This window comes from Psychrobacillus sp. PGGUH221, assembly GCF_042055255.1.
Taxonomy (GTDB): domain Bacteria; phylum Bacillota; class Bacilli; order Bacillales_A; family Planococcaceae; genus Psychrobacillus.
Genome location: NZ_JAQMHQ010000001.1, coordinates 203,712 through 216,450, shown reverse-complemented (window position 1 = coordinate 216,450; position 12,739 = coordinate 203,712). Strand labels below are relative to the sequence as shown.

The window sequence follows — 12,739 nt, the reverse complement described above, 5'->3', positions numbered from 1 at the left end:
TATTTTAGTACTTGCATTGTTACCTAAATTTTCTTACAATGCAGATAGTCTACTTATTATTATGAAAAGGTGAGCATGAATCCTTTTCTTTTTTTATTAAACAACATACAATAGTAGTAGACATTGCAGCAAGAAACGGTCAGAAGCGAAAGGAGATGTGTTAAATGGATATCGAGCGTATCAATGATAACACTTTCAAAGTATACATTTCATACATCGACATTGAAGAAAGAGGCTTCAGCCGAGATGAAATATGGTTTAACAAAGATAAGAGCGAGCAGCTTTTTTGGGAGATGATGGATGAGGTTCATGATGATGATCATTTTGACGATTTAGATGGCCCATTATGGATTCAAGTTCATGCGATGGAAAAAGGTTTGGAAGTAATTGTTACTCGAACGGAAATGACTAAAGGAAATGACCGATCAGAATCAAGTTTTGAATTGGAAGATCAATCAGGAAAAATTTTCAAAAACGGTGTATCAAGTTCTATAGGTCCCCATGAGTTTGAAGACTTTCCAAACTATATGGACGATTTAGAAGAATTACCATCAGATTATACGTTTGTATTTGAAAATTTTGATGACTTGCTCCCTCTGGCTAAAAAAATGGATAAAAAAATAACCCAGTCTTCGTTATATTATTATGAAGATAAATATTACTTGAATGTACACTTTAACTTTGATATGAATGAACTGGTATCTATTCTGGATACGCTAAGTGTTATATCAGAATTTGCTAATAAAACAAATAAAACAATTCATATAATTCAAGAATACGGGAAAGAAATAATAGCAAACGATGCATTTCAAGAACTAAACAAACATTTTTAAACCTTCTGTAATAGAAGGTTTTTTTTTTATTTGAGAACTATTTTCTACTAAAGTCTGTACAATACAAAATATTGTATGGACTTGACTTTTTATCTGAATATTCGTAACTTTGAGTAAGGAGGTGTTTAAATTTCTTACCGCAATTACAAAACATGGAAAGATTTTTGTGCCAGCACACTATACAAAAGAACATCTATCGGAATGTAAGAAGCATACAACTTTTTATTGTCTACAATGCAGAGAAGAAGTCATATTAAAAAATGGACAAATTAATATCCCGCATTTTGCTCACAGAAGTAGTTCGGATTGTGTCAGCTCATTTTCTGAAGGAGAAACCGAAGATCATCTAAACGGTAAACTTCAATTGTTTTCATTTTTTCAACAGAAAAAAGTACAAGCTTATTTAGAGGGATATATACCTTCAATTAAACAGAGACCTGATATATTAATCAAAGACAAGAAGCAGTCCATCGCTATTGAATTTCAATGTAGTCAAATACCTACCTCTCTTGTAATTGATCGGTCAAAAGGCTATAAGAAGCAATCCATAACACCATTATGGATACTAAGAACTCCCCCTATGACTGAGCTCCCTATTAATGACATTGGTATCATGAAGTTATCCGCATTTAAAAAACACTTCTTTGTTAGATATCCTACTGATGGAAAAACCATTATCACCTACTGTCCCCGTACAAAACAATTTCAATATATTTCAAATATGCTTCATATTAAAGCAAATACTTATATTATCAAAACGAAAAAATTATCTATAAACGATCAAACATGGCCATTTGCGGTTTTAAAGCGCATATCAATGGAAGAATTTCAAAAATATCTTTGTCTATATCAAAACCATAGGTTAAAGCATATTAATCACTTGTATTACTATAATAGAAGAGGAATCCAATCTGCCTTTTTACAAGTATGTTATAGATGGAGAATATCTCCATTAAAACTCCCGTTGTTTATTGGAATTCCAACTGCATATGCAGAAGTATTTGGTGTCCATGCAGTGGAATGGCAAATTCAACTTCTTGATTATTTAAAAGAAATAAATGTACCAATTGACTCTGCCAACGTTTCGCATGCTAAGGAATTTATTCGAATCCGACCAATTGGACTAGCGGGAGATGAACAAAAGCTACTAGCTGTAAAAGCTTATATAAATATTTTAAATGAAAGTATGCTTAAAATTGGGGAAGATGGTTATGATGGTCATATCAATTTTCCTAAAATGGTTAAACTATTGTACAGTGATTTTCTTGCATATTAACTAGAAAATTGAGAAAATAAAAAGTGATTCGAAATTCGAAGCAAATGGAAGGGGAGTTCATCATGACTGCAGAAACAAAGAACAAAATCTTATCACGAGAAGAAGTTGATGAGCATTTAACATGGAAATTAGAAGATATTTTTGCTTCTAATGATGTATGGGAAAAGGAGTTCAAGGAAGTTTCAGAGCTATCTAAACAAGCAGCTTCATACAAAGGAACCATTAATAATGGAGCAGACGCACTATTAGCTGTTTTAAAATATAGAGATGAACTAACGGAACGTTTACGCAAACTATATACGTATGCACATATGCGTCATGATCAAGATACAGCAAATAGCACTTATCAAGCAATGGAGAGCCGTATCAAATCCCTTTTTGTAAAGGTTTCCACTGAATTGTCTTTCTTAGTTCCTGAAATATTATCTATAGATGAAGCAATCATTTCGAGTTATTTATCAAAGAATAATGATTTGAAATTATACAACCAGTTGTTAGAAGAAATTAATAAGGAACGCCCTCATGTTCTTTCACAAGAACAAGAAGCACTCCTTGCTCAATATTCCGAAATAGCTGGTGCATCTGCCGATACATTTGGTAAATTAAATAATGCTGATTTAGAATTTCCATTTATAAATGATGAAGATGGTAATGAAATACAACTTACACACGGCAGATATACTCGCTTATTAGAAAGTGAAGATGGAAGAGTACGCGAGGATGCATTCAAAGCGATGTATGACACCTATGGTAAGTTTCGTAATACGTTTGCCTCCACTTTAAGTGGTAATGTGAAAGGGGACAATGTAAACGCAAAGATTAGAAATTATGCTTCTGCTCGTGAAGCCGCAATGTCCCAAAATCATATTCCGGAAAGTGTATACGATAATTTAGTAGGTACGATTAATAAAAATGTGCATTTACTTCATAAATATGTAGGATTACGGAAGAAAGTGTTAGGTGTAGATGAACTTCATATGTGGGATTTATATACACCACTTGTTAAAGAGGTAGATATGGAGTACACGTATGAAGAAGCATGCAATACAATGCTAAAGAGCTTTGAACCACTAGGGGAAGAGTATGTATCCCTAGTGAAAAAAGGATTGGAAAATCGTTGGGTGGACGTTGTAGAAACGAAGGGAAAACGGTCAGGAGCATATTCTTCGGGTTCGTATGGAACAAATCCATATATATTAATGAACTGGCAAAATAACGTGAATAATTTATTCACGTTAGCACATGAGTTTGGACATAGTATACACAGTTATTATACTCGAGCAAATCAACCATATGTTTATGGAGATTATTCTATATTCGTTGCAGAGGTTGCATCAACAAGTAATGAAGCATTGTTAAATGATTACTTGTTGAAAACAATTGAAGATCCTAAAAAACGTATATATTTATTAAATCATTGGTTAGAAGGTTTCCGTGGGACAGTTTTCCGTCAAACAATGTTTGCTGAATTTGAGCATATCATTCACAAACTAGATCAAGACGGAGAAGCCCTTACTGCAGATAAGCTGACAGAGGAATATTACAATTTAAATAAAAAGTATTTTGGTGATGAAATTATTATTGATGAGCAAATTGGACTAGAATGGGCACGCATTCCACATTTCTACTACAATTATTATGTGTATCAATATGCAACAGGATTAAGTGCTGCTACTGCGCTTAGCAATCAAATACTGACAGAGGGCAAGCCAGCAGTTGATCGCTATATTAATGAATTTTTAAAAGCTGGATGCTCAGATTATCCAATTGAAGTGTTGAAAAAGGCTGGGGTAGATATGAATACCGCTGCTCCAATTGAGGAAGCATGTCGTGTGTTCGAAGAAAAACTAAATGAACTAGAGCAGCTGCTTTTAGGAGAATAAGATCGAAAGACTGACATTTTTTATGTCAGTCTCAGACTGTAGACAAAGTATCCCGAGAGTTCGTCTCTCGAGGTACTTTGTCAAATTTTGAAGGTATTTGATTTCAAATTTCCCCTGAATTTTATGTGTGAGTCGTCTCTAAGAGACGTTTTCAACTCGCATTAGGCAGCTCGCCATGTCCAAGTGGCGAGCTTTTTCAAATTCATCGCAGCAAAAGTAAGCATCGCTTGCATAGACAATTTTTTAAGGCCCCGTAAGGTTGTCCAACGCATACCATGCTTTTCTTTCGCATCAGCAAAGACACGTTCAATTGTTTCTTTGCGTTTAGCATATATCTCTTTTACTTCCACATGATGTCGTAGATGTTCCGCTTCCTCCACATACTCTTCCCAAATGTGTCGTTGAATCAGCTTCGTATGATTTTTACTTTCTGTACACTGTGTTAAGAAAGGACAATTTACACAAACCGTTGGTTTGGATTTGTATTGGCGATACCCTTCTTTCGTTGTCGTTGTGTACGCTAGTGGCTGATCATTTGGACAGATATAGGCATTGTGATACTCATCATAAACATACTCCTGTTTACGGAAAAAACCTTCCTTTGTTTTCGGACGAGTGTACGGCAATACAGGTAACATTTGATTCTCTAACAAGAAATTCGTAATCGCAGGTGTTTTATATGCAGCATCGGCTGCCACAGCTATCGGTTTTCCAACATGTTCAATGACCTTTTCGACTAATGGCTGAAGCATATGACTATCGTGTATATTCCCTGGAGTGACAAAGGTGCCTAATACAAATCCTTTTTCGTCTGTCGCCGCATGGAAAGAGTAGGCGAATTGTTTTGTACGTTCATCTTTCACATAGTACCCACTCTCAGGATCTGTCGTACTCTCCTTGATTTCCTTCATTTCATCACGTTCGAACTTCTCAGGGGGGAACGGCTTTTTTCCGTTTTCTTCACGATCTAGATTCAGCTCTTCTTGAAGCTTTTCCTCGTAGGCACGTGTTTCTTTCCTTACGATCTTCTTGTTATACCTGCGTTTATTGGCACTCGCCTTCACATGAGTTGAATCAATGAATACATGGTCTTCTGATAATAGACCACGGTCCATAATCTCTTTTAAGATGTGGTAAAAGATTTGTTCAAAGATGTCGGTCTCTTGAAAACGACGTGCGTAGTTCTTACCGAAGGTTGAGAAGTGTGGTATTTCTGTATGAAAACCAAATCCTAAAAACCAGCGATACGCCATATTCGTTTCAATCTCTTTTATTGTTTGGCGCATCGAACGGATGCCAAATGTATATTGAATAAACGTCATTTTAAATAACACAACGGGATCAATACTTGGTCTCCCAGTAGCAGAGTAAAGATGTTCTACTAATGGATAAATGAAATGGAAATCAATCGCGGCATCTAATTTACGGACCAAATGGTCCTTCGGTACAAGCTGCTCAATCGTTAGCATTTCAAGTTGTTCACGTTCATTGATCTGGTTTTTAGTCATCATGATATTCAACACCTCAACGTCTTAGAAGATTTAGAAACTCAACACTTTTTAAATTATCCAACACTAGTCGATTGGAGTGGAAGGCGCGAAGACTCCTACGGGAACAGCACGAGCCGAAGCACCCGGACTGAGCGTAGCGAGGGAGAAGGCTGAGGCCGTGCCCGTGGAAAGCGTAGCGCCTGAAACGGAAATCGACGATTTCTTACTATGTATTGTAAATAAAAAAAAGACTATAGACAATTTCAAATTTCTTTGAGTTTGTCTACAGTCTGAGACTGACATTTTTTATGTCAGTCTTTTTTTATAATTAGTCCATTTTTAATATAGAAAAGATGTTGAACAGACAGATAGTAATTGATCCGGGTACAAAGTTTTTTATCCGGTCATATTTACGTTTATCCGGACACAATTTTTTCTATCCGGTCAGAAAAAATGCTTATCCGGTCGAATCGGACGGCTTGTCTCAATAATCGGTTGGTCCGGTTAGATAATCGGATGGTTTGTCTCAATAATCGGTTGGTTCGGTTAGATAATCGGATGGCTTGTCTCAATAATCGGTTGGTTCTTCTAGATAATCGGATGGTTTGTCTCAATAATCGGTCGGGCCACGTATACAATCAGATGGCTCAGCAAGAATGTTAATAAATAATACTGAAAAACTGAATTTGGCATACTTCTTTCATTGAATTGTATCTATTTAATCGAATGTTATCTGATGCGTGTATTTCAGAACGCAAGGGGGAATCATCTTACGTAGGCTCTTGCGTTGCTGTGCGGCAATGGAACATTCATTTATTTGTTTTATACGGTAGGGGAGTTGTGATTGGGATTATGTCACAAGGTTACTTTTCTGAATAAGGGATCCTACGTATATTATCCTAATTAAAATGGTCATCTTTCAGAAGTTATCAGGATGTGCGCCCAACACGCCACTGGAGTGAGCAGAATGGAGTCTCGTAAAGTAATGAGGGATTGGACGAAGGATCCGACTTATCCTGCGGGGCGAATGCGTACTGTACAGCAAGCGCACATCCGTGTATTTGGCAGGTGCTGGTTGTGATGACCAATGCGGATAAAGGTATTGTTTAAGTAATTAATAAAGGTTAGACGTCCTATGTATGACGATTTTGTGAAAAGAGTATCTAATATATTGTATTTTTAAAAATGACATGTTAAAGTAAGAGTGTGAAATAAATCACAAGATAACATACACCCCTTTGTTTGAACGTGAACATTTCTCCCATCCCCTTTGTAAAAAGAAAAGGCCTTTTCCTCAATTGGAGGAATGGGCTTTTTCTTTTCCCTTTATTTTTATGTAAGTCTAAAGTACAAATTATAATTTAAAGAATCTAAGTCAGATGTTGAGGTGTAGTGATTTTGGTTAGACAATTTCACAGCACTCTTTTTTGCGAAGGCTTTGATTTTTGCTACGTTTCGGGGGGGGATGGATTTTCAGCTTGTACTGTTCGCGGTGGTTGCACCTCTCCTACGCACCTCTTGTTCTTTTTTCATGCTCCTAACAAGAATTATAGACCAATTTAAAAAGCAGTCTAACATTCTAGTTTTATTACACTGAAATGTTAGACTGCTTTTATTTATTTTAATTGCCACAAAACGTTGCCCTCTATGAAAACTCTTTCCACCTCTTGTAATAATAGACGTTTTTTCATTTCACGCTCGGCTTGTTGTTCAGATATATTATAATAGCAAGCTATTTCACTAGTTGATATTGAGTGGAACCAGTCAAATAACTTTTCTAGGGTCGGCGGTTGTTGTTTCTTAGGTTCTTCATAAAGCATTTCCGATAATATTTGTACATAAATTTCATAAGGATAAATGCCGGACACTTTAATGCCTTCGTCTTCTATATTTTCGTTGAAGAAAACGATACTTGGAAAAGAAGTTACTTCCATTTCACTTGTTATCGATAAATCATTTTGAAAAGAACGAGCACATTCTTTTGACTGAAAATCATTTGTAAATTCCTTCACATCAATTTTAACCTCATTTGCTAAATCTTGAAGCACAGAGAAGGAGGTTACGTTTTTAGTTTTTAGAAAGAGATGTTCTTGTAGTTTATTAAAATAACGTATTGCTGCTTTTTTTCCTTGAAACTCTGCAGCTTTAACTGCAATTGTAGGGAAAACAGGGTGCTCTATTTCAGATACATCATATTCTGTTTTTAGTATCTGTTCCTTTGGTTTTTTGCAAACAGTGTTCAATTTACTAATTTGAGTACTTAGTACTGTGCGAACTGTAAAATACTGTCCATATTCCACTTGCAATTTCCGAATGATTGGTTGCAAATCCCAACAAGCTGAACAAAGAGGATCAAGAAAAATATACATTTCAATTGGCTTGTTTATTAAAGAATGTGCAATCGTTTCAGCCGGAATTTGTATTCTTGTCACATTTTTTCCTCCTCATGACTCATTTGATTGACCATGTGGTTGGCAGTAAGTACAAGTCTTCTAAAAAAATTATCACGGAACTTTCCTTCTAGACCCACTTTATCCATTGCATCACTCATACAAGCAAGCCAGGCTTCTGCACGTTCGGGTGTGATTGGAAACGGATTATGGCGCATCTTCATCATAGGATGTCCGTGTTCTTCAGTATATAAATTAGGGCCACCTAAATATTGAGTTAAAAATTGTTTCTGTTTTCTTGCAGTTTCTGTTAAATCATTTGGGAAGATTGGCTTCAGCTTAGGATGTTTTGCTACATTACTATAGAATGCATCGACTAACTCTGATAATTTTTCTGCTCCGATTTCATCAAAAGGAAGAATTGGTTTTTCTGTCATCTTTCTGACTCCTTTGCTTAGCTCTATTTATATTCTATCAATCTGCATCAAATATCTCAAACAATTAGACTGTCTCTAAAGTTAGAGCCATAAAAAAACGACCACTAAATGAGGTCGTTTCATTATGCATCATGTAGGGGTCAGTAAAGTGACGAATTAAGCTTGGAAGTAATTCATCACTTTTTTTACGTAGTTTTGCGTCTCTTTATATGGTGGAATACCATCATATTTCTTAACAGCTCCTGGTCCGGCATTATATGCAGCAAGAGCAGTTTCAATATTCCCATCAAATTGGTTAAGCATCTGACGTAAATATTTTGCGCCGCCCATTATGTTGTCTAAAGGATCCAAAATGTTAGTTACTCCTAAATATTTTGCAGTACCAGGCATTAATTGCATTAATCCAGAAGCACCTGCCGTACTTACAGCATTGGCGTTAAAATTCGATTCTTGTTTAATGACGGATGAAATAAGCTTTTCAGGTAAATTGTATTTTGAAGCAGCTTGTTGAATAATTTCATCATAATTAGAAGAAGCAACGCCTTGTGATGTGAAAGACGATAAAGTTGTTGCTAGACTGTCATTTTGAATAGAAATACTTGATGGAATAAATACTGGAGCATTCCCATTATAAAAAAGAGAGTTAGCAGTATTGGAATTCGCAGTACTTCCGCTATCTTGAAGTACTTCTCCAAGTAAATCTGAAAACAAGGAAGAATTACTAGAGTTTTGAGAACTTTGTACTGATCCTAGGGTTTGCATAGCATTAATTTCTAATAATGTTTTTAATGATTGTATATCCACAAGGTGTCAACCTTTCAAGGTATGATTATAGTTTATTAGTCGTGCAATCTTTTTATCGGCATTTCTTATGGGTATCTGAAGCGATTCCAATAAATTTACAAATACTTTTTTTCCATTTTCGACATTATCACACTCATATTCTACTTCAAAATCTTCTGTTTGACTATAAAGTGAATGATCAAAAAAGAGCATTCCATTTTCAAAGGTTTTATTAGCCCGATTAGTTTGCATACTTCCTATGCAAGTGAGAGTTCCTTCATTCTTTATTTGATTTATAATTGGAATATCTGGAAAATGGAGGTTCTGCAAAATCTCTTCTTTTTCACTATCCGTTAGTAGATATGTTGTTTCGTTCATAATATGCTCTTTCTCAGGAACTTTTAATGTGAGTTCATTTTTATTGTCCATTACTCGCAAGCGAAAGCCCATTTTCTTTTCTTTAAAATAATTACTTGAGGTATCAAAATAGTAATTAGTTTGTGTATAGAAATCATCTGAGTCTACTTGAAAATGAGCGAGCATTTGTTCGAATTCATCTTTAGTCAATAAGTTTTTAAATTCGATTTCTTTTTCAGTATGCATGAATTCACAACCTTTCTTATTATTTCTATTATAGACGCTTTGCAACGACATTCAATATGATAAAATAGGGGAAGAATGGATAGAGAGGAAGATATACTTTGCCTATTACTTATAATGTGCACAGTGGTGTGCAATTAGAAAATGATATCAGATTTATTTTAGATGACAATCCAATAAATCCACAAATAAAAGCAGGCGGTCAAATGATAACGGATTCAGATTCGTTAGCATTTGTTTATTTACTAGAAGATGAAACAGGATATCATTATGTTAAGTTTGGACAAGATGTATGGCCGCTTTTAGTTACTACATTAAAAGCAACAAAAGATCCAACTTTGCAATATGGTGAGGATGAATTAGTGTTAGATATGTTTCGAGAAGAACTTGAGATGCTAATTTTCAATATCGAAGGAAATGAAAACTATGGTGTTGAATTTTCAAGTGCGGTAGAGGAAGCATTTAACGAGATTCTTAAAGCATAGAAAGTCATGTGGAGTGGAGGTCACGCTTATGGGGCAGTGGGAACGTTTTTTAGAGCCGTACAAGCAAGCAGTTTCAGAGCTGAAAATTAAGCTAAAGGGAATGCGTACACAATATGAAATAGAAAATATAAACTCCCCGATTGAATTTGTAACTGGACGGGTTAAACCATTAGCAAGTATATATGATAAATCGTTAGAAAAAGGAATTGTATTCGTGCCTTCTGATGTATTAGCGAAAGAAATACCCGATATTGCAGGGGTCAGGATGATGTGTCAATTTGTAGATGATATTGAAACTGTCGTTAATTTATTACGTGCACGGAATGACTTAACAATTGTAGAAGAACGAGACTATATTTCTCATAAAAAACAAAGTGGATATAGATCGTATCACATGATAATTGAATACCCAGTTCAAACAATCCATGGAGAAATAAACATATTAGCTGAAATTCAAATTCGTACGCTTGCAATGAATTTTTGGGCATCTATTGAGCATTCTTTAAACTATAAATACAAAGGCGTATTTCCTGAAGAAATTAAAAAAAGATTACAATACGCAGCAGAAGCGGCCTTTCGCTTAGATGAAGAAATGTCCTTAATCAGAGGAGAAATTCAAGAAGCTCAAAAATATTTTAGCGAAATAAAAGAATTGTCCAATCCAAAACTACATCTAAACCAAACAGAAGAGAGGTCTCGTGAATAATGAAATTTTTCATACAGTCTCGAAATGATGATCTTTCCAATAAGTTAATGGAAGATGCAAAATTGTATCTAGTGGATTTCGGTCTTACATTTGATGAAGAAAATCCTGATATCGTTTTATCCATTGGTGGTGACGGAACATTATTACATGCTTTTCATAAGTATAAGCACTTAACATCTTCCGTAGCTTTTGTTGGTATTCATACTGGACATTTAGGATTTTACGCGGATTGGAAACCGGTTGAAATTGAAAAGTTAGTTATTAGTATTGCTAAGAAAGAATACGATGTAATAGAATATCCATTACTGGAAGTTACGATTAACTATCGTCATGAAGAAGATAGCTCGGTTTATTTAGCGGTGAATGAATCAACCGTAAAATCTCCTGACGTTACTTTAGTAATGGACGTAGAGCTAAACGGTATGCACTTCGAACGTTTTAGAGGTGATGGATTGTGTATGTCTACTCCATCTGGAAGTACGGCATATAACAAAGCACTTGGTGGTGCTATCGTTCATCCATCGTTAGAGGCGATGCAATTAGCAGAAATTGCTTCTATTAATAACCGTGTTTTCCGTACGGTTGGTTCACCCCTTGTATTACCGAAGCATCATTCGTGTTCATTAAAACCAGTAAAAGGTCCAGATTTTATGGTAACAGTAGATCATTTGCAACTTTTGCATAAAGATGTTCAATCTATTATGTATCGAGTTGCCAATGAAAAAATACGTTTTGCTCGTTTTCGTTCATTTCCATTTTGGCAACGTGTGCATGATTCGTTTATTGATAGTGATTTGAAAGAATGAAAAACACAAAATTAACGCTAACATTTACAATGAAGGAAGATCATACACTACTTAGAGATGCAATCAGAAAGTATGGTATTTCAAAAAAAGCTTTGACGAGTATTAAATATGAAGGTGGAAAAATTTTAGTTAATGGGGAAGAAAAGACTGTAAGACATGAACTAAAAGTTGGAGATGTTGTATCCCTTATTTTTCCAGAAGAGAAAAAAAGTGAGGGACTTATCCCCGAATTTGGTGATTTTCCAATTCTTTTTGAAGATAATCATATACTAATAATTTTAAAAGAAGCAGGAATAAGTACAATTCCTTCTAGAGAGCATCCAAATGGAACGATAGCCAATAAAGTTGCAGGCTATTATCAATCAAAAGGAATTGCTTCTACAGTTCATATTGTTACAAGATTAGATAAGGATACTTCAGGAATTATTTGTATTGCTAAGCATAGACATGCTCATCATTTGTTAAGTGAAATGCAAAAAACAGGTTCGATTTATAGGACATATGAAGCGATTGTGCATGGACATGTGATGGAAGATTCTTTTACAATTGAAGCACCAATAGGTCGTAAAAATGGAAGTATCATTGAACGAATCATTACTTCAGAAGGTAAGTATGCAAAAACAACGGTCCAAGTAATTAAGCGTTTTACATTTCAAGAAGAAAATATTACCCATGTGCGATTAAATCTTCATACTGGGCGAACACATCAAATTCGAGTACATATGATGTCAATTGGTCATCCATTGATTGGCGATGATTTGTATGGAGGGAGTCGTTTTCTAATTGATCGACAAGCGTTACATGCAAAGTCGATAAAGTTAATTCATCCCTTTACAAAAGAAAATCTTCTTATAGAAGCGCCTTTCCCTAAAGATATGTATCAAATTTTATTATAAATCCCTTTATTTTACCTGTCTAAAAGGTATTATGGAGGGATTTGTTTTATTATATATTAAATTAGTTTTAAGATAATTTCCCAGGGAATAATTTTATAAAACATACTTTACGGATGTTGCTTAATATCGTTAAACCTCATACAATGAATAAGGA

At 35.0% G+C, this 12,739-nt stretch carries 12 protein-coding genes; 7 read left to right on the top strand and 5 right to left on the bottom strand.

Annotated elements, in window-relative coordinates; all coding sequences use genetic code 11:
- The first annotated feature begins 164 nt into the window (after positions 1-164).
- The 3 genes from mecA (at position 165) to pepF (ending at position 3,992) form a co-directional block, all read left to right on the top strand.
- Positions 165-833, top strand: a complete 669-nt coding sequence (mecA, locus tag PGC35_RS01060; protein ID WP_053590236.1) for an adaptor protein MecA — start codon at positions 165-167, stop codon at positions 831-833.
- Between the two features lie 121 nt (positions 834-954).
- The gene (locus PGC35_RS01055; protein ID WP_375217840.1) at positions 955-2,109 is read left to right on the top strand and encodes a competence protein CoiA; all 1,155 of its coding nucleotides are present in this window, start codon (positions 955-957) and stop codon (positions 2,107-2,109) included.
- 62 nt (positions 2,110-2,171) lie between these two features.
- Complete coding sequence (gene pepF / locus PGC35_RS01050) at positions 2,172-3,992, top strand: oligoendopeptidase F (protein ID WP_375217839.1); 1,821 nt, start codon at positions 2,172-2,174, stop codon at positions 3,990-3,992.
- A gap of 161 nt (positions 3,993-4,153) precedes the next feature.
- Here pepF and PGC35_RS01045 read toward each other — a convergent pair whose 3' ends face one another.
- From PGC35_RS01045 to PGC35_RS01025, 5 genes are all read right to left on the bottom strand, one after another.
- On the bottom strand, positions 4,154-5,503 hold the full coding sequence (locus PGC35_RS01045; RefSeq protein ID WP_375217838.1) for an IS1182 family transposase: 1,350 nt from the start codon (positions 5,501-5,503) through the stop codon (positions 4,154-4,156).
- 1,595 nt (positions 5,504-7,098) lie between these two features.
- A complete protein-coding gene (locus PGC35_RS01040; protein WP_375217837.1) occupies positions 7,099-7,914 on the bottom strand; it encodes a DsbA family protein in 816 nt (271 codons plus the stop codon).
- Positions 7,911-8,309: a globin domain-containing protein gene (locus PGC35_RS01035; RefSeq protein ID WP_056827547.1), complete on the bottom strand. Its 399-nt coding sequence runs from the start codon at positions 8,307-8,309 to the stop codon at positions 7,911-7,913. The genes PGC35_RS01040 and PGC35_RS01035 overlap by 4 nt, the downstream gene beginning before the upstream one ends.
- A 156-nt stretch (positions 8,310-8,465) precedes the next feature.
- Positions 8,466-9,113 (bottom strand): lytic transglycosylase domain-containing protein, encoded by a 648-nt coding sequence (locus tag PGC35_RS01030; RefSeq protein ID WP_275784465.1) that lies wholly within the window; start codon positions 9,111-9,113, stop codon positions 8,466-8,468.
- Positions 9,114-9,119: 6 nt separating this feature from the next.
- Positions 9,120-9,695, bottom strand: a complete 576-nt coding sequence (locus PGC35_RS01025) for a CYTH domain-containing protein (RefSeq protein ID WP_375217836.1) — start codon at positions 9,693-9,695, stop codon at positions 9,120-9,122.
- Positions 9,696-9,793: 98 nt separating this feature from the next.
- On the opposite strand from PGC35_RS01025, the gene PGC35_RS01020 reads away from it, so the two are divergent.
- The 4 genes from PGC35_RS01020 to PGC35_RS01005 are packed head-to-tail and all read left to right on the top strand — an operon-like array spanning position 9,794 to position 12,585.
- Positions 9,794-10,177, top strand: coding sequence for a UPF0738 family protein (locus PGC35_RS01020; RefSeq protein WP_053590228.1), 384 nt, complete (start codon positions 9,794-9,796; stop codon positions 10,175-10,177).
- Positions 10,178-10,205: 28 nt separating this feature from the next.
- Entirely contained in the window at positions 10,206-10,883 is a 678-nt protein-coding gene (yjbM, locus tag PGC35_RS01015; protein ID WP_053590227.1) for a GTP diphosphokinase, read from the top strand.
- The gene (locus tag PGC35_RS01010; RefSeq protein WP_375217835.1) at positions 10,883-11,689 is read left to right on the top strand and encodes an NAD kinase; all 807 of its coding nucleotides are present in this window, start codon (positions 10,883-10,885) and stop codon (positions 11,687-11,689) included. The genes yjbM and PGC35_RS01010 overlap by 1 nt, the downstream gene beginning before the upstream one ends.
- Positions 11,686-12,585 (top strand): RluA family pseudouridine synthase, encoded by a 900-nt coding sequence (locus tag PGC35_RS01005; protein WP_375217834.1) that lies wholly within the window; start codon positions 11,686-11,688, stop codon positions 12,583-12,585. Before PGC35_RS01010 ends, PGC35_RS01005 begins: the two co-directional genes overlap by 4 nt.
- The last annotated feature ends 154 nt before the right edge of the window (positions 12,586-12,739 follow it).